Genomic DNA, 18338 nt, shown 5'->3' with positions numbered 1-18338 from the left:
CTGGAATGCGTGTCACAGACCCCTGAACTCGTCCGCGCGGAAGCACTGATCCGCGAGATCCCGAATTACCCGTCGCCGGGCATCCTCTTCCGCGACATCACGCCGCTGCTCGGCGATGCTGAGGCGCTGCGCGCCACCGTGCACGCGCTGATCGCGCCGTTCACAGGCACCTTTGACGTCGTCGCCGGTCTGGAAGCGCGTGGCTTCTTGCTTGCGAGCGCCGCCGCATACGCGAGCCAGACCGGCCTCATGCCGATCCGCAAAGCCGGCAAGCTGCCGCGGCCGGCGGCCAGCGTGGGGTACGCCCTCGAATACGGCACGGCCGAGGTCGAGGCGCACGACGACTTTGCTCCCGGCACTCGCGTGCTGCTGATCGACGACGTGCTCGCGACGGGCGGCACGCTCGGGGCGGCACATGAACTCATCGAGCGTCTCGGCTACGTCGCAGCGGGCACGTCGGTGCTGTTCGAGATCGACGGTCTCGGCGGCCGCGAAGCTGTCGGCGACCCCGCACTGCATACGGTGTTCCGCAGCTAAACGCGAATGTCGGAGGTGAGGGCGAGGAACGGCAGATGAGTCGACGCACGAGGCGCAGCGAGTCGTCGCTTCCCGCTCCCAACTTCTTCGATCTCGCGGGCAGCGATCCTGATCTGCTCAACTCGGGGCGCATCCCCGATCCGCAGCCCGAGCACACGCCGCTCTTCCGCTGGCTCGCCCGAGTGCTCACCGCGGTCGAGGCCCGGCTGCGCGCGAATGGCGATGCGACGCTGCGCAATGCTCTGCGATTCTTCTGGGTGCTTGTCATGGGTGCGGGCGTCTTCTTGATGCTCGGTCCGGTGCTGAACCCGCCGATGAGCTTCGACGATGTGATCGACTCGGCTGATATCGACGAGGTCGACTGGGTCGCGCGCGACGCAAAGCTCGACTACGTGATCGGTCGTACCGACGACGGCGGTTTCTCCGCTCGGGTCACCGAGTCGTACGAAGCAGACTTCCGCAACGGCCCCGAGTCGAGCGTCGAGCGTGTCATCGTGACGGAGTTTCAGGGGCACGACGTGCGGCTTGAGGTCGCCGGAGCGACGGTCGATGGCGACGCCGCCGACGTCAAGATCACCCCGAAATCGACCACCACGGAGCTGCGCATCACGCGAACTGACGGTGAGCCGTTCGCGGGCACCGAGCGGATCTCACTGTCGTATGAGCTGCACGATCTCATCACGAGCGAGGTCGATGAGGCGACGGGTGCGGTAGTCGATCGCTTCCGGTGGTCGCTCTTCGCGCCGACCTGGCCGCAAGCCACGAAGGGCGTCGAGGTCTCGCTGACGCTGCCGGCCGAGATCAACGACGCACTTGTTCGGGCCCCGCGCGGTTCGATCGCCTGGCTCATCAGCGCGTCGACCTGGTTGACGCCCGATCGGGTGACCGACGACGGCGCAACGGTGTACTCCTTTACGAACGACCAAGCGCTGCCGCCCAACGCCGAGGCAACGCTTTCCGCGAGCTTCGCCGATGGTACATTCGTGCAGCCGCCGACGACACCGCTCTACTGGGTGCAAACGTACGGTCCGCTGGTGCCGCTCGTGTTGCTCGCCGTGCTCGTGCTGTTCGCCTGTGCGGCCCGGCGTGTCGTGTGGGCCGATAGTGCCGGTGACCCCTGGTATCTGCCGCGGGCCGAACCCCCTGACGGGCTGACTCCGGATCACGCGGCGCAGTTGCGCGGATGCGTGCGGCACGCCGAACTCGTTGGGACACTTGGCGAAGCGCCGGCGGCTGCCTCGAAGCGTCGTGAAGAGTGGCTTGCCGCAGTCGCGCGCGCCGCGCGTCGGTCTGGGCGATGGGGCAACCTGCCGTCGGTGGTCAAGCGTGCAGTCCGCTGGCGGGCCGCCGACGCCGCCGTCACAAACGGGCTGCGCTGGGTGCCCGACAGCTATGTGCGCGACTTCTTTACGTTCGCGCCGATCGCGCTCACGCTGGTGCAGTGGGGTGTGCTGCGCCAGCTGTCGCATCAGGTGATTCTGGCGATCGTCTGGTGGCCGGCGCTCTTCGTGGTCGCATCGACCGTACTGGCGGTCATCGCGGTGAGTGTGGTGCATCGCCCGCGCCCCCTGACCCGAGAGGGTGCACTCGCCGTGCAGCAGCTCAAGGGCATCGACGTGTGGGCGCGCGCGACGAGGCTGCTCGAGCGAGGCACCGTCGACGACGCGCTGCTCCCATATGCCCTGCCGTTCGTCAGCGCGCGGCGCGCGGGGCGCGCGGTGGGTGAGCTTGCAACGCAGGAATCAGGTCGACGCGATATTGCGCGCGGGTGGCGCAATGAGCACGTCATTTCAGGAGTCTCGATTACCGCGACACTTGCGGCCGCCGCGGTCTTGGCTGGTTCGGTCGTTGTGGTGTCGACGCTGCCGCCACCGCTCGCATTCGAACACGAATTCGTGACCGACACCGACGACCTCCCCGGCACGTTCTCCACCGATGTCACGGGCGTCGAGATCGCGGGCGAGCTCAGCCGAACGGCCGAGGGCAGCGCACAGGTGCGAGTCACCGAACGCCTGAACGTGCGATTCGACGGGAACGGGTCGCGCGTGCCGCAGTTCGCGAAGGAGTGGCCGACCGAACGCTACGACCAGTCGCTCGGCTTCCGTCTCGACTCGGTGAAGATCGACGGCGAAGCGGCCCCGTACGTGCAGCGATCGCAACCCGCGACGCGCACCGAGGCAATGGTTACACAGTTCTCCGACGTGCTCGACGGCAATCACGAGATCGAAATCTCCTACACGCTCGACAGTGCCGCCGTGCGCGTTCCCGGAGATGACGGTGCAGATCAAGTGCGCTGGAGTGCGTGGAACGCGTTCCTCGATACCGACTATTACCGAGATGTCGATGATCTCGACGCGGGCATCGCGCAGATCCGTCCGCTCCGAGTGCAGGTCACGGTGGCTTCCGAGCTGGTGCCCGAAATGGGTGAGAGCGGGTGGATCGGCTCCGACCCCGATCGTGACTTCGAGCGCGATGAAGACGTGCTTCCGCTTGAACGTGGGCTCGTAGCGGCGCCCTGGGTGCACGAGAGTCAGTACACCGTCGACGACGCGCTGCGCACCCGGCTCGACCTGCGCATCGGTGCGGTGCAGGAGCGCGCCGACGGGGCACTCGTCGCCACTTTCGATGCCGACCAAGTGCAGTCGCGCACGCGAGAAGATCGGCTCGAAGACACACCGGCGGGTCCCTGGGGCATCGACCCCGACGTGAACCGAGCGCTCACGAGATACGACCTTGGGCTTACGAATGATCTGGGCGCGGTGTTCGACTTCCCTGCGGGCACGTTCACCGACACGTCTCCCGCCGCGGCTGAGACGTACGCGCTCGGCCGGGCGCTGCCCTACGCGACGGTGTACGCGCTGCTCTTACTGGTGCTGCTCGCAAGCTCCGCCGTCATTGTGCAGTGCCGAAGGAGTCGGCATCGCGCGCCCGAAACGCGTTCCGCGTCCGCGAGTCTGCGCACCATCGCGTTCGTCGCGATCCCGCTGCTCGCGCTCGCGCAGTGCGTCATCTTCTGCTGGACGGTGATGCCCAGTTCGGGTGGCGACTCGCGTGGAGGGTGGGCGATGGCGGCCGGCGCGGTCATGCTCATCGCGGTGGCCACGGAGATCGTGATGGTGGCCCGCCGGTCGCTTGCGACCGCCGGGAAACCGCGGCCGAAAACTTCGAACGGTGAGCGATCGAAGTCGCGCAAGGGAGCAGAATAGAGCAATGACTGAGATCGATGCCACGGCCGCCTTCTTCGCCGCACGGGATCAGCTGCTCGCCAGCGCCGGAGACCCGCAGCGGCAGCGCACCGAGTTCACCTGGCCCGATGTCGGGCCGAATTTCAACTGGGCTCATGACGTCTTCGATGTCATCGCACGCGACAACGACACCACCGCGCTGTGGATCGCGGAGCAGGACGGCAGCGAGCTGAAGCGTTCGTTCGCGCAGCTCAAGCAGCGTTCCGACCAGGTGGCGAACTGGCTCACCCGCATCGGCGCCAAGCGCGGCGATGTGGCGATGCTCATGCTCGGCAACCGCGTCGAGCTCTGGGAAATCATGCTCGCCGCCATGAAGATCGGCGTCGTGATCCTGCCGACCTCCGTCGTGCTCGGCGCACACGAACTCGACGACCGGGTCTCGCGCGGAACGGTGCGCTGGGTCTTCGCCGCGGGGGAAGACGCGGTGAAGTTCCGCGATGTGCCGGGCGAGTATCGCGGCATCGGCGTCGGGCTCGACGCCGCGACCGACGATCAGCGGGCGAGCCTGTACGACTGGGAGCGCTACGAGGAATCGTCTGCGGCCTCCGTGGCACCGGTCGCGAAGTCGACGACGAGCGATGACGCAGCACTGCTGTACTTCACCTCGGGCACCACGAGCCTGCCCAAGATCGTCGTCCACTCGCATACGAGCTACCCGGTCGGCCACCTCACGACTCTGTCGTGGCTCGGTGTGCGACCCGGCGACACTCACCTCGTGATCAGCGCACCGGGTTGGGCGAAGCATGCCTGGTCGAGCTTCTTCGGCCCGTGGCACGTCGGAGCGACGATCTTCGTGGCGAACTACGCGCGATTCGACGCCGAATTCTTGGTCTCCGAGCTCGACCGGGTTGGGGTCAACACGTTCTGCGCACCGCCCACCGTGTGGCGCATGCTCATCCAGAAGAAGCTCGAGCTCAAGCCGCGCGCGCTGCGCGAGATCGTCTCCGCCGGCGAGCCGCTCAACCCTGAAGTCATCGCCCGTATTCAGGAGTGGTGGGGTCTCGAGATTCGCGACGGCTACGGCCAGACCGAGACGACGGCCCTCATCGGCAACCTGCCGGGCGACCCGATCGTCGCCGGTGCGATGGGGCAGCCGCTGCCAGGCGTCGACGCCGTGCTCATCGACCCGCTCACGGGTGCCGAGGTCGAAGAGGGCGAGATCTGCCTGCGCCTTGCGCCGCAACGCCCCGTCAACTTGATGCCGGGCTACTTCGGCAACCCCGAGGCGACTGCGAAAGCGACACGCGACGGTCTGTTCCACACCGGCGACGTCGCTCAGCGCGGGGAGAACGGCGTGCTCACCTTCGTCGGCCGCACCGATGACATCTTCAAGTCGAGCGATTTCAAGGTCTCACCGTTCGAGGTTGAGAGCGCGCTCATCGAGCACGCGTTCGTGGCCGAGGCCGCCGTCGTCGGCGCTCCCGATGACACGCGTCTCAACGTCACCAAGGCGTATGTCGCGCTCGCCGCAGGTGTCGAAGCGTCAGCGGAGGCCGCGCGCGAAATCCTCGCTCACGCGCGAGTGGCGCTGCCTCCATACATGCGCGTGCGCCGCGTCGAGTTCTTCGAGCTGCCGAAGACGACGTCGGGCAAGATTCGTCGCATCGAGCTGCGGCAGCGCGAAGAAGCCGCGCACGCGGCCAGCGAGCGCATCGACAGCGAATGGCGCGAAGAGGATTTCCCCGGGCTCAAGGGCTGAAACGCCCGTCGCCGGGGTGGTGCGCGTCAGCCGTGAGTCAGGAGCGCGTAGGTGCGGGCGATACGATCGCGCCACCACTCCTCGCGATCCGGAGCCGCACCGAACCGCTCGATGAGTGACGCGTCAAGCACCGGTCGCCCCACGGCAATCGCGCCATTCTGCGGCACGAGCGGTGTGCGCGTCACGTCGCCGTCGAGCAGAGCGACGGTGCCGAGGCCGCACGCTCCAGCGAGCATGCCCTCGGGCAGTGCGGCGGCGAGTTGCACCCCCATGGCGATCCCTGCCGAGGTGTCGAGCGCGCTCGACACGACCACCGGCAGGCCCGCCTCGCGCACGATCGACAGGGCGCGTCGCACGCCTCCGAGCGGCTGCGCCTTGACGATGAGGAGGTCCGCAGCGCCGGCCCGGGCCACCGCGAGGGGATCTTCGGCTTTGCGCACGCTCTCATCGGCGGCGATGCGCACGTCGAAGCCGAGTTCGCTCAAGCGGGCGCGCACGGCGACCAAGTCGGTCACTGCGGCGCAGGGCTGTTCGGCGTAATCGAGATCGAACTGCGCCAACTGTGTGAGCGCGATGACAGCCGATTCGACCGACCAGCCGGCGTTCGCGTCGACGCGTACACGGCCGCTCGGCCCGAGTTCCGCGCGCACGGCACGCACCCGGGCGACGTCGTCGGCGAGGGTCTGTCCGCGCTCGGCCACTTTCACTTTCGCGGTCGTGCACCCCGGAAAGCGCGTGAGAATCTCGGGCACGTCGACCGCAGCAACGGCCGGCACCGTGGCGTTGATCTCGACGCGCTCGCGCAGAGCGACGGGCTGCTCGGCCCAACCGAAGTCGAGTGCCGCCGCCAGCCATGGCGACGCCTCCGCATCGTCGTACTCGGTGAACGGCGAGAATTCGCTCGCGCCCTGCGGCGCCGCGAACACCACAGCCTCGCGCACACTGATGCCGCGAAACCGGGTGCGGGTCGGGATCGCCACGACGCGTGCCGTCGCGAGCACCTCGGCGAGTGGCGGCAGCTCGATGGCCGACGTGCGGTGGGCGGCAGGCCCTGCATCGGGCGAATCGTTGGGGCCGGGGGCAACGGACATGTGTTGATCCTCCCATCTCTGCCAGTGACGGGCACCCGGAGGCGCCGCATCGCGCCCGCGACGCCCGCCCCATTATCGGCGGTGGCACCTAGGGTAGAGACATGACGCAGCAGGTATCCGAACTCTTCGACGCGGCCGAGTGGCAGCTCGCCCCGGGGTCCGAGCACTACACCGATATCACCTCGCACCTGAGCCTCGACGGTCGCATCGCTCGGGTGGCGTTCGATCGCCCCGAGGTACGCAACGCCTTCCGCCCTCGTACGGTCGACGAACTCGCCGATGCGCTCGAGCGGGCGCGCATCAACCCGAAGGTCGGCGTCGTACTGCTCACCGGTAACGGGCCGAGCCCAAAGGACGGCGGGTGGGCGTTCTGCTCGGGTGGCGACCAGCGCATTCGCGGGCGCGACGGGTACAAGTACTCGGAAGACGAGACCGCGGTCGGCCCCGAAGCTGCGGCACGCGCCGGTCGTCTGCACATTCTCGAGGTGCAGCGGCTGATTCGTTTCATGCCGAAGGTCGTCATCGCACTGGTACCCGGGTGGGCGGCCGGTGGCGGGCACTCGCTCAACGTGGTGTGCGATCTTACGATCGCGAGCCGCGAGCACGCCAAGTTCAAGCAGACCGACGCCGACGTGGGCTCATTCGATGCCGGGTATGGCAGCGCCTACTTCGCGAAGCAGGTCGGGCAGAAGTTCGCCCGCGAAATCTTCTTTCTCGCCGAGGAGTACTCGGCCGACCGAGCGCGTGAAATCGGTGCGGTCAACGAGGTCGTGCCGCACGCCGAGCTCGAGCGCACCGGCATCGCGTGGGCGCGCACCATTCTCGGCAAGTCGCCGACCGCGATTCGCATGCTCAAGTACGCGATGAACGCGGTCGACGATGGCATCGTGGGGCAGCAGCTGTTTGCCGGCGAGACGACGCGCCTCGCGTACGGCACCGACGAGGCGGTCGAAGGGCGCGATTCGTTCCTTGAGAAGCGCGAACCCGACTGGAGCCCGTTCCCGTACCACTACTGATCGGCCGGGCGCGGCCACGCGTCAGGTCAGGCGAGTTCGACGACCGCGGCCGGGAAGGGCGGAGCCCCGGTCGTTCCGAGGCTCGGCACGTACAGGTCGAAACGGGGCGCGGCGCTGGTACTGGCGTGGGTTTCGGAATCGGTCCCTGGCTCGGTGTTCGCCCGGGCTCCGGGGTCGGTCTGGGCATCAGGGAGTGCGACGGCCGCGAGCAAGCGCGTCGGGCGGGTGGCCGGATCCGCCACCTCAGTCGCGTCGAGTCGCGCCGCAGGGTATGCCGCGACGTGCGCGGACTCCGTGATCGGTGCAGGCTGCGCACCCTTCGACGCCCAGAGGCACACTGCGTCGCTCCGCGACATGAGGTTGACGGCGTGGCAAGGCTCTGAGAGCGCCACCAAGGTCACGTCGGCGTCACCGCTGAACCGCAGCACGGTGCCGCTCGGCACCTCGTGCCGCACCCCGCCGACCTCGAGTACGACATCGCCGCCGACCGGCATGAAATTGCGGTGCACTTCGGGCAGCGGTGAGAAAGCCGCCGGTTCCCGCAACTCCGCGATACTCAGACGCCAAGCCGGTGCGTCGAGTTCGGGGCGCACCGCACGCGAACCGTTCATGCCGACGATCTCGGTAGTCGCCCCCAGGCCATTGGCCCAGGGAGCAGCGGTGAGTCGTTCGAACGGCTGCTCGAGGAGCCAACTCTCGGGCGAGACTCGCGCATCGACACTCATGCACCCACGCTAGCGCGTGCAGCGGTCGCTCCATCGTCCCTCACCCCTCCACCCCTCCACCTCTCCACCGCACCCCACCTTCCGCACGCAGCGGGGTCACTTTCGGAGGGTGCGCGGCGTACGACACCCTCTGAAAGTGACCTCGCTGCAGCGAGCCACGCGCGGCGAGGGGCGCGAGGGGCGACTTCGCGTCTTCTCGTATCCGTAACTTCGCGCCTCCGCACGATCGGGGTAACTTCGGACCAGTGTTGGCGGCCAACACCGCCCCGACACTGGTCCGAAGTTACCCCGATCGCATAAAGGGGCGGCAGCGGCATCGCCGCACCCCGCCGCACCCCGCCCCGCGCCCCCAGCGAACGGGAGTACGCTGAGTGGGTGACTGCGCCCCACGGACTCCGTGCGATCCCGACTGAAGATCGCGCCTGGCTCATGGCCGGGCTCGCCGACGCACTCGCGGGCGGCGCCCCGATCGTTCCCGTGGCGCCGGGCACCGATCCTGACGCGATCGCGCACCTGCAGCAGCAGGAGCTGCCCGAGGGCACCGCGGTGGTCGTGCGTACATCTGGGTCGAGCGGCACCCCGAAGGCGGTTGCGCTCTCGGCCGACGCGCTGCGCGCGAGCGCCGAGGCGACGGCCGAGCGATTCGGTGGGCACGGCCAGTGGCTGGTCACGTTGCCTCCACACCTGATCTCGGGCCTGCAGATGCTGGTGCGCAGTGAGCTTGCGGGCACGCAGCCGGTGTTCTTTGACGGGCACTTTGACCCCGCCGCATTCTTGGAGCGCGCCGAGACTCTTGACGCCGAGCGCCGCTACGTGTCGCTCGTACCGGTGCAGCTCGCACGGCTCTTCGACATGATCGAGACGGATCGCGCGGCCGCCGACGTGTTGCGCCGTTTCGATGCGGTGCTTGTCGGCGGGCAAGCCGTGAGCCTGGCCCTGCGCAGTCGCGCGCACGCGCTCGGCATCGGCCTGAAGCGCAGCTACGGCATGACCGAGACCGCGGGCGGTTGCGTGTACGACGGTGTCGAGATCGGCGATACGCGGGTGCGCATTCGCGGGGGAGAGGTGCAGCTGGCCGGCCCGACGCTGGCCCTGGGCTACGTCAGCGATCCCGAACTTACCGAGCGCGCGTTCATCACGGAGGCGGGCCGCGACGGGGTGCCCGTCCGGTGGTATCGCACCGGTGACTCGGGCGAGCTGCTGGGCGGCATGCTGACGGTCACGGGCCGCATCGACCGGGTCTTCATCTCGGGCGGCGTGAACGTGTCGCTCGACGAGGTGGAGCGCGTTGTGCGCGATCAGACGGGCTGGGAGAGCGCGGTCGCGCTCAGCGCCCCGCACCCCGAATGGGGCGAACGGGTGTCGCTGGTGGTCGAGATTGATCGCTCGGCAGACCCGACGCGCCGACCGAAGCATTCGGCTGTGGCGCCGCGTGACGCGCGCGTGAGTTTCGAGCGAGTGCAAGAGGCGCTGCGCGGCGCACTCGGCCCGGCGTCGGTGCCCGAGTGGGCGACTGAGATGGAAGAGATTCCGCGGCTGTCGGGCGGCAAGCCCGATCACGCGGCGATCAAGCAATGGATGGGCCGCCTGCGGGCGAGCTTCTCTGAAGTACGACGGGGAGACGATCAGGCGTGAACGCGGCGAAGAATGGACGACGTTCGGGCAACCCGGCGACCCGTGAAGCGGCGAAGCGTCAGGCCGCGGCGGGTGGCCCGCCGCGCATCACCTGGCGCAACTGGGTGGGCGGCGCGCGCCTGCGCACCCTGCCGCTGGCGGTTGCGCCGGTCGCGGCGGGTACGGGCATCGCGTACATGGTGCGCGGCTTCGATCTGACCCTTGCCCTCCTCGCGCTGGCGGTCGCGGTCTTCCTGCAAATCGGCGTGAACTACGCGAACGACTACTCCGACGGCATCCGTGGCACGGACGCCTACCGTGTTGGCCCGGCCCGGCTGACGGGTTCAGGGCTCGTGAACCCGAAGCGCGTGCTCGCCCTCGCCCTGATCTTCTTCGCGCTCGCCGCAGTGGCGGGCATCGTCGCGGTGGTCCTCAGCGAGCGCTGGTGGTTCCTCGCGCTCGGCGCGATTGCGATTGTCGCCGCGTGGTTCTACACGGGGGGCAAGCGCCCCTACGGATACTCGGGGCTCGGCGAGCTCGTCGTCTTCATCTTCTTCGGCCTCGTGGCCACCGTCGGTACGGTGTGGCTGCAAACAGAACTCGACGTGCAGGAGCCCTGGGTGGCCGGCGCGGGTGTCGGCCTCTTCGCGGTCGCGGTGCTGGTCGTGAACAACCTCCGCGACATCCCGACCGACAAGCTCGCCGGCAAGCGCACCCTCTCCGTGCGCATCGGCGATCGCGCGTCACGCATTCTGTACGTCGTGTGCGTTGTGCTGCCGTTCGCCGTGCCGGCCCTCTACACGGTCGCCCAGCCGGGCATGATTCTGGTGTGGTTCGTGCTGCTACTCGTTATTCCGGCGATCATCATCACGCTGACCGCGAAGACGCCGCGCGAACTCATCATCGTGCTGCAGCTCACGAGCTTCGCCGCGCTCGCATACGGCGTGCTGCTCGGCATCGCGTTCGCGTTCTGACCTCGGGTGACGCGGTGCCGGATCACCCGGCCGCCCAAGAACTGCTTGCCCCGAGGTGCGCAACCTGGCTAGGCTGATCGACGGAAACCCTGACCCCGGAGAGGAGCGACCCATGGCGATCATCGAACAGCCGTCGGCGCCGTACTTTCCGGGCACCCCGAAGTCCGGGCATTAGGTCGACGCGGCTCGTGTGCTGAGCAAATCGCACACTGCCGCACCACCCCAGCTTCCGCATCCGTCTTCGCGCTACCGCGCACCCGGGCCTTCGCGCCCCGTGCATCGGTGACGCCGACACCGTCAGGCATCATGAATCACACCGCTGCACCCCAGCATCCAGAACCCCAAGACTCCGGGGCCACTCCTCCGCAGGCCGCACCCGGCCGCGTCTCCACGCTCCGTGCACTCGCGCGGCTGCTGCCTTTCGCCCGCCCGGCGCTGCCCAAGCTCATCGGCGGCATCTTCCTCGGCCTCGGCGCCGCGGTCGCGAGCCTCATCATTCCGCTCGTGCTGCAGTGGGCGGTCGACGGCCCCATCAACTCGGGCGATCGCGTGCAGATCATCTGGGCGACGCTCTTCGTGCTCGCGCTCGGCGTCGCCGAGGCGCTGCTCGTGTTCTTGCGGCGCCGACTCGTGCTCGCCCCAGCAGCGTCGGTGGAGTACGCCGTGCGCCAAGGGTTCTACGAGCGCCTGCAGCGTCTGCCCGTCGCGTTCCACGACCGTTGGCAGTCGGGCCAGCTGCTGAGTCGCATGATGCAAGACATCAGCTCGATCCGCCGCTGGCTCGCGTTCGGCTCGATTCTGCTGCTCGTCAACCTGCTGACGATCTTCATCGGTATGGGCCTGCTCTTCCGCTGGCACTGGGCGCTCGGTGTTGTCTTCATCCTCTGCTCGATTCCGATCTGGGTGGTCGGGTACCGGTTCGAACAGGTCTATGGTGTGCTTTCGCGGCGCAGTCAGGATCAGACCGGCGATCTCGCGACCTCCGTCGAAGAGAGTGTGCACGGCATTCGCGTGCTGAAGGCATTCGGTCGCGGCGGGCATGCGCTGTCGCAGTTCACGCGCCGTGCGGAGACGCTGCGCGATACCGAGATGCGCAAGGCGCGCGAGGTCGGCGGGTTGTGGTTCTGGTACGAGCTCGTGCCGATTCTCGCGATGGGCGCCTGTTTCATCACCGGTGTCTGGCTCGCTGCCCACGGCATGCTCACGACCGGCGAGCTCGTCGCGTTCTTCGCGATGGCTGCCGCGTTGCGCTGGCCGATGGGGTCTCTGGGCTTCCTGTTCTCGTTCCTCATCGACACCCGCACCGCGACCGATCGCGTGTTCGAGGTGTTCGACGCCGAGCAGACGGTGACGGATCCGGAGCATCCGAAGACCATCGAGCACGGTCGTGGCGAGCTCGTATTCCGCAATGTGCATTTTCGCTATCCCGATGCGGCGCCCGAGGAGCGCGACCTCGTCGATGGCTTCGATCTCGCCCTGCGCCCGGGCGAGACGCTGGCGCTCGTCGGGTCGACCGGCAGTGGCAAGACGAGCATCACCACCCTGCCGACGCGTCTGTATGACGTGACGGCGGGTGCGGTCGAGCTCGACGGTATCGACGTGCGCGACCTGCGGCTCGAAGAGCTGCGTCGGCGCATCGGCGTTGCATTCGAAGAGCCGATTCTGTTCTCGGCGTCCGTGCGTGAGAACGTGCTGCTCGGCCGCCACGATCTCGAACCCGGTAGCCCCGAGGCCGAGCGCGTGCTGCTCGATGCGCTCGCCGTGGCGCAGGCGGGCTTCGTGAACGATTTGCCGCAGGGGCTCGACACCGAGGTCGGCGAAGAAGGGCTGAGTCTGTCGGGCGGTCAGCGCCAGCGGCTCGCGCTCGCGCGAGTGGTCGCCGCAGACCCCGATGTGCTCGTACTCGACGACCCGCTCTCAGCGCTCGACGTAGATACCGAGGCCCTCGTCGAGGCCGCGCTGCGGCGGGTGCTCGCCGACACGACCGCGCTGATCGTGGCGCATCGCCCCTCGACGGTGGCGCTTGCCGACCGCGTTGCGGTGATGCGCGACGGGCGCATTGACGCCGTGGGTACGCACTCCGAACTGCTGCGCACGAGTGAGCACTACCGACACCTGATCGCCAGTATCGATACCGGCACCGAAACCGACCCCACCAGCACCGAGGAGGTGCGACCATGAGCCCCGAGAGCGTGCACGGCACGAGCGGTGAAGACCGCGACACCTACACGAAAGCGGAGAGCCGCGCGATTCGCCGGCGATCGTTGCGCCTGCTGGGGTCGATCCTGCGCCCCCTGCGTCGCCTGATTCTGCTGACGGCCGTCGTCGTCATCACTTCTTCGGCGATGCGCGCCATCGGCCCGTCGCTCATCGCCTACGGCATCGATACGGCGCTTCCGCGTGCCCTGCAGGCCGGCGACTGGGTACCGGCAGTGGGTGTGGCACTCGCGTTCCTCATCACGGGCGCGATCGGTTCGTTGCTGGTCGGCTGGTACGTCGTGCTGATCGCACGCCTGACGCAGGCGGTCATGATCGAGCTGCGCACGCGCATATTCCGTCACACGCAGCGTCTCAGCCTTGAATTCCATGAGGGGTATACGTCGGGCCGCATCATCTCGAGGCAGACGAGCGACCTCGAATCGATTCAGGAGCTCATGGATGGCAGCCTGAATGAGCTCGTCGACGCCGTGCTCATCGGCACGTTCACGCTCGTGATGCTCTTCCTGCTCGACTGGAAGAGCGGTCTCGTGCTGCTCTTCATGGGCATTCCGCTCGCGCTGCTGATGCGCTGGTTCGTCGTGGAATCACAGAAGGGCTTCCGCTCGACGCGCGTTGTGAGTGCGCGGCTCATCGTGCAGTTCGTTGAAACGATGACGGGCATTCGCGCGGTGCAGGCGTTCCGTCGCGAGCGCAAGGGCGACGCCGACTTCGGCGAGGTCTCCGACCAGTACCGGCGCGCGAACCTGCGAGTGATTCGACTCTTCGGCACGCTCGACCCGGGGCTGATCCTGCTCGCCAACATCACCATTGCCGTCGTGCTGCTCTGGGGCGCCCTGCGCGTGACGAGCGGGGAGCTCGCCATCGGCGTGCTCATCGCCGCGGTGCTGTACGTGCGCAACTTCTTCGGCCCGCTCGAAGACGTCGCGATGTTCCTGAACTCGTATCAGTCGGCCACGGCGGCGCTCGAGAAGGTGTCGGGTGTGCTCGAAGAAGAACCGACGGTGCAGGATCCCGCGACGCCCGTTCGACTCGAGCGTGCGCGAGGAGAGTTGCGCTTCGACCACGTCACCTTCGCCTACGGCACGGCCGGGGTCGCTGGTCGCACCGTGCTCGACGATTGTGATTTGGTGTTGCCCGCGGGTCAGACGGTCGCGCTCGTCGGCACGACGGGAGCGGGCAAGTCGACGCTCGCGAAGCTCGTGGCGCGCTTCTACGACCCGACGTCGGGGGCGGTGCGGCTCGACGGGGTCGACTTGCGCGACCTCGATGCGGCGGACCTGCGACGTGCGATCGTCATGGTGACGCAGGAGGCGTATCTCTTCAGCGGAACGGTTGCCGAGAACATTGCGCTCGGCAAGCCCGATGCGACGGCAGATGAGATTCGCGCTGCGGCTCGCGCGGTCGGCGCTGAAGCCTTCATCGAGGCTCTGCCAGACGGCTTCGACACCGACGTGAACAAGCGCGGGGGGCGCGTGTCGGCCGGTCAGCGGCAACTGATCTCGTTCGCACGAGCCTTCCTCGCCGACCCGACGGTACTGATTCTCGACGAGGCGACCGCCTCACTCGATCTACCGAGCGAGCGGCTGGTGCAGGAGGCGCTGCAGCGTCTGCTGGCCGATCGCACGGCGATCATCATCGCGCACCGTCTGTCGACGGTCGCAATCGCTGACCGGGTCCTCGTGATGGAGCACGGTCGTGTCGTCGAGGATGGCTCCCCGGCAGAGCTCGTCGAGCTCGGTGGTCGCTACGCGAAGCTCTACGCCGAGTGGGAGTCGACGCAGGTCTGACGGTTCGTGAGTGCTGAATCGGTGAGCTCCAGGTTGGGGCTCGCCGATTCAGTTGCGGAAGTCGGTGCGCAGAACTGGAGTGTTGTGCAGCCTGCACTCAGCGTCGGCGTGCATGCTGTGTCATGTGAAATTTAAGAATATATCGACTCAATGCGGAGGAACTCTCGCCGCTGGCGCCGCCGTACTCGGGCTTTTCGGTTGCGCACCAGCCGAACCGTCGAGCGCTGTCGAGTACGTGGTGCAGTCGTCGGACACGATCGGCGAAGTGACGTTCTATCAGTACCGGCAGCTCGACGGGGCGCTTGTGCTGCCTGAAGAGGTCGACGCATCGGCGTGGGTGAGGCGGGTCGATGGTGGCTCGCAGCCCGAGGTGTCGTTGACGGCGCCTCAGCGCGGCTACGCCACCTGCCTCATTATCGACGCGAAGGGCTCGGTGCTTGCGCAGGCATCCGGATCGGATGGGGAGTCGATCTCGTGCGTTGCCCCACGGTCGGACATCTCACCGAAGGGATGAGTGAAAGAGCGTTTGCGGTGCTCTACGCCCGCTCACCGGCATCGGATGACGGCGTGCGTGATGCAGCATCCGCGGGGTCGCCACTGATTGTCGTATCTGCCGGGGCGTCAGATCCGGATGCGGCGGGAGTGGCGTCGGCCTCGGCATCGACGGCCTCGTCTTCGACGATGTCGTCGGCCGTGCGGTCGCGATTGCGCCAGTCGTAGATGCTCTCTGACGCGGTTGCGCGCGAGCGCGAGAGGAAGATCACCGAAAGCGCGACACCGATGAGTGCTGCGAAGACCGCCGCCAGCCACGGCTGAATGCCGATGAGATACAGGGCCGCGAACGGCACTGCGAAAAAGAGCAGTCGCAGCACGATGTAGACGAGCCAGGCGGAGCGGGTGTTCTTCACCCGCACGAGTGTAGTCGCGGCACCTGTGCCGTCCCTTGGTGCAAGCCCCAGGGTTTGTCGCATCGAACCGAGTACGATTGGGGTATGGTGCGGTTCGTGATTATCGGAATCGTCATCGCTGTGGCCTTCACGCTGTACGCGCTGGTCGACGCGGCGATGACCGACGCGTCGCGCGCTCGCGGTGTCGGCAAACCGGTCTGGATCGTGCTGATCGTGGTGCTCCCGGTGATCGGTGCGGCGCTGTGGTTCTTGATCGGAAAAGGCTCGCCCCAATCGCAGGCTCGCGCGGCGCAGGTGCGGCGCTCGGCACCCGACGACGACCCCCGCTTCACCGGTACTCGGCTCTCAAGCAACGATCTCGACGCGCACATGCGCGACCTCGAAGATCGCCTGCGCGAGCTCGACAACGAGACGTTCCCGGGTGAGACCGCGCGCCCCGCAACGGAGGGTGCAGATGATGCACCGGATCGCCCGGGCCCGCAGAGCGACGCCCCGACGGCTGATGCCCACGACCTCGAGCCGCGCACGTCGTCCGACCCCCGCGAAACGACCGCTCCCGAGACGGAGTCTGAGTCCGGATCGACGACGAACTCCGAGCCCGGCGACGCGAGCCCGGCAGAACCCGGAAAGCGCCCCGACGGCGATTCCGCCTCGTGACCGTGCCCGAACACGCCCCACAGGCTGTGTCGGCGGGGCAGCCAGCCGCGGCCTCGGTATTCGCGGTCGAGCTGCTGGCCGAATTCGTGCGTCGTGGCGTGCGCGATGTTGTCGTGTGCCCGGGCTCGCGTTCGCAAGCGCTCGCACTCGCGGCGGCGGCGGCGGAGTCGACCGGTGCCGTGCGTCTGCACGTGGCGCTCGACGAGCGTTCGGCCGGCTTCTTCGCGCTCGGTGTTGCACGTGAAACTGGGCTCCCCGCGCCGGTGATCGTCACCAGTGGCACGGCGGTCGCCAACCTCGTGCCCGCCGCGTTCGAGGCTCATGAGGGCAGAGTGCCGTACGTCGTGCTCTCGGCGGATCGGCCAGACGAGCTGCGTGGTGTGCGCAGCAACCAGACCACGCGTCAGGCCGGCGCCTTCGCGGCAGTTGCTCGGTGGTCTGCCGATGTTGCGGCGCCCGAGTTCGTTGACGGTGACCTGCGGCGTGAACCCGAGCGTGATCCGGCGACGCTCGCGGCTCGTGCCCTGCGCGCGGCGACGGGTGTCGCTGGAGGCGCGCCGGCCGGTCCGGTCCAACTCAATCTCGCTTTCCGCGATCCGCTCTCGGGTACTGCGGGCTTCAATCGCATGATCGCTGCTGGCTTTACCGCCGCCGCCGAAGAACGCGACGCGGCGGCGGCTGATGACGCACCGGTCGCACCGAACGATGCCGAGGACACGTATGCGCACTCCGGCGACGCGCTGGCCGTCGTTATCGCCGGCTCAGGTGCCGGTGAAGCGGCGGAGCAGTTCGCGCGCGAGTCAGGGCTGCCGTTGCTGGCAGAGGTCGTCAGCGGTGCTCGATTCGGGCGCGAGGCGATCACCGGCTACGCCACGCTGATCGACGACCCCGAGATCGGAGGGCTGGTCGAGCAGGCAATCGTGTTCGGGCACCCGACGCTGACCCGTCAGGTTCCGGCGCTGCTGCGTCGAGACGATGTCGAGGTGATCGTCGTCGACCCGCACGACGGGCCGCGGGTCGAACACGTCGACCCCAGCCGCAGTGCCCGCGTTGTGCGTGCCGCCCGAGTCGCCGACAACCATGATCCGCGCGCCCTCCGCAGGTGGCTCGGCGCGTGGGTCGTTGCCGATCGTGCGCTGCAGCGCGAGCGCACCACCGTGCACGAGCCCGATCTCGAAGCGGCTCAGGCGACCGGATACAAAGAGCGCAACGCGTACGCACGCTCCGAAGTCGCAACGATGCGCGAACCGATCTCTCGAGCATTGCTCGTCGAGAGCGTGTGGCGCGGCACGTGGCCGCACGATCGTCTGGTGGTCGCGGCATCCAGACTCGTGCGGGTGCTCGACGGTCTCGCGCCGGCCAGGCGGGTCGCGGTGCACGCGAATCGCGGCCTCGCGGGCATCGATGGCACGATCGCGACGGCATTGGGCGTCGCCACGGCGAGCCAAGACGTTGACGACCCCGCACGCGGAGCCGGCACGACGCGCGTGCTCATCGGCGACCTGGCAACCCTGCACGATGCCGGATCGCTGCTGCTGCTCGAGGGGGAGCGCCGCCCGCGCGTCCAACTCTTCGTCGGCAACGACCATGGCGGCACCATCTTCGACGGCCTCGAAGTCGCGGGCACGGCTGATCCCGATGCGTTTGCGCGCGTGATGCGCACGCCGCACCGTGCCGATCTTGCTGCACTCGCACAGGCCTATGGTTGGGAGTATCGTCGCGTTGCGACCCGCAGTGAGCTCGAACGATTGCTCACCGAGCCGGTCGCCGGCCCGAGCATCGTCGAGATCCCGTTCGCCGAATAGCGCGCTCGACGCCGACTCCGCCCTACAGTGGAAGGCACGAGTTCGTGGGCGACCGGCTGC

The 18338-nt window shown here is 67.9% G+C and carries 14 protein-coding genes; 11 read left to right on the top strand and 3 right to left on the bottom strand.

All coding sequences use genetic code 11. The features are described from left to right. Nucleotides 1-9 precede the first annotated feature (9 nt). From AMS67_RS10630 to AMS67_RS10620, 3 genes are read left to right on the top strand one after another with little or no spacing between them, the layout of a single operon-like run. Complete coding sequence (locus AMS67_RS10630; RefSeq protein ID WP_053387328.1) at nt 10-537, top strand: adenine phosphoribosyltransferase; 528 nt, start codon at nt 10-12, stop codon at nt 535-537. Between the two features lie 35 nt (nt 538-572). Then, nucleotides 573-3743: a DUF2207 domain-containing protein gene (locus tag AMS67_RS10625; RefSeq protein WP_075201322.1), complete on the top strand. Its 3171-nt coding sequence runs from the start codon at nt 573-575 to the stop codon at nt 3741-3743. A gap of 4 nt (nt 3744-3747) precedes the next feature. Continuing rightward, entirely contained in the window at nt 3748-5481 is a 1734-nt protein-coding gene (locus AMS67_RS10620; RefSeq protein WP_053387327.1) for an AMP-binding protein, read from the top strand. Nucleotides 5482-5507: 26 nt separating this feature from the next. Here AMS67_RS10620 and AMS67_RS10615 read toward each other — a convergent pair whose 3' ends face one another. Next, nucleotides 5508-6506 (bottom strand): o-succinylbenzoate synthase, encoded by a 999-nt coding sequence (locus tag AMS67_RS10615; RefSeq protein WP_053387477.1) that lies wholly within the window; start codon nt 6504-6506, stop codon nt 5508-5510. Nucleotides 6507-6673: 167 nt separating this feature from the next. Here AMS67_RS10615 and AMS67_RS10610 point away from each other — a divergent pair, with 167 nt between their 5' ends. Beyond that, nucleotides 6674-7588 (top strand): 1,4-dihydroxy-2-naphthoyl-CoA synthase, encoded by a 915-nt coding sequence (locus tag AMS67_RS10610; RefSeq protein WP_053387326.1) that lies wholly within the window; start codon nt 6674-6676, stop codon nt 7586-7588. A gap of 26 nt (nt 7589-7614) precedes the next feature. On the opposite strand, the gene AMS67_RS10605 is transcribed toward AMS67_RS10610, so the two are convergent. After that, nucleotides 7615-8313: a HutD family protein gene (locus AMS67_RS10605; RefSeq protein ID WP_053387325.1), complete on the bottom strand. Its 699-nt coding sequence runs from the start codon at nt 8311-8313 to the stop codon at nt 7615-7617. Nucleotides 8314-8688: 375 nt separating this feature from the next. Here AMS67_RS10605 and AMS67_RS10600 point away from each other — a divergent pair, with 375 nt between their 5' ends. From AMS67_RS10600 to AMS67_RS10580, 5 genes are all read left to right on the top strand, one after another. Beyond that, entirely contained in the window at nt 8689-9948 is a 1260-nt protein-coding gene (locus tag AMS67_RS10600; protein ID WP_241488051.1) for an AMP-binding protein, read from the top strand. After that, complete coding sequence (locus AMS67_RS10595; protein WP_053387324.1) at nt 9945-10901, top strand: 1,4-dihydroxy-2-naphthoate polyprenyltransferase; 957 nt, start codon at nt 9945-9947, stop codon at nt 10899-10901. The genes AMS67_RS10600 and AMS67_RS10595 overlap by 4 nt, the downstream gene beginning before the upstream one ends. 306 nt (nt 10902-11207) lie before the next feature. Next, the gene (locus AMS67_RS10590; protein WP_082305455.1) at nt 11208-13082 is read left to right on the top strand and encodes an ABC transporter ATP-binding protein; all 1875 of its coding nucleotides are present in this window, start codon (nt 11208-11210) and stop codon (nt 13080-13082) included. Beyond that, the gene (locus AMS67_RS10585; protein WP_053387323.1) at nt 13079-14908 is read left to right on the top strand and encodes an ABC transporter ATP-binding protein; all 1830 of its coding nucleotides are present in this window, start codon (nt 13079-13081) and stop codon (nt 14906-14908) included. The genes AMS67_RS10590 and AMS67_RS10585 overlap by 4 nt, the downstream gene beginning before the upstream one ends. Nucleotides 14909-15173: 265 nt before the next feature. After that, nucleotides 15174-15422 (top strand): hypothetical protein, encoded by a 249-nt coding sequence (locus AMS67_RS10580; RefSeq protein WP_156316618.1) that lies wholly within the window; start codon nt 15174-15176, stop codon nt 15420-15422. Nucleotides 15423-15444: 22 nt separating this feature from the next. Here the strand turns inward: AMS67_RS10580 and AMS67_RS10575 are convergent, their stop codons facing one another. Further along, nucleotides 15445-15816 carry a DUF4229 domain-containing protein gene (locus AMS67_RS10575; protein ID WP_241488050.1) on the bottom strand — a complete coding sequence of 124 codons (372 nt, stop codon included), beginning with the start codon at nt 15814-15816 and terminating at the stop codon, nt 15445-15447. A gap of 84 nt (nt 15817-15900) precedes the next feature. Here AMS67_RS10575 and AMS67_RS17145 point away from each other — a divergent pair, with 84 nt between their 5' ends. Next, a complete protein-coding gene (locus tag AMS67_RS17145) occupies nt 15901-16473 on the top strand; it encodes a PLD nuclease N-terminal domain-containing protein (RefSeq protein WP_082305454.1) in 573 nt (190 codons plus the stop codon). Beyond that, entirely contained in the window at nt 16470-18278 is a 1809-nt protein-coding gene (menD, locus tag AMS67_RS10565) for a 2-succinyl-5-enolpyruvyl-6-hydroxy-3-cyclohexene-1-carboxylic-acid synthase (protein ID WP_241488049.1), read from the top strand. Before AMS67_RS17145 ends, menD begins: the two co-directional genes overlap by 4 nt. The last annotated feature ends 60 nt before the right edge of the window (nt 18279-18338 follow it).

Origin of the sequence: Leucobacter japonicus, assembly GCF_001273855.1 — a bacterium.
GTDB classification, from domain to species: Bacteria; Actinomycetota; Actinomycetes; order Actinomycetales; family Microbacteriaceae; genus Leucobacter; species Leucobacter japonicus.
This window is presented reverse-complemented; position numbering and strand designations above follow the sequence as displayed.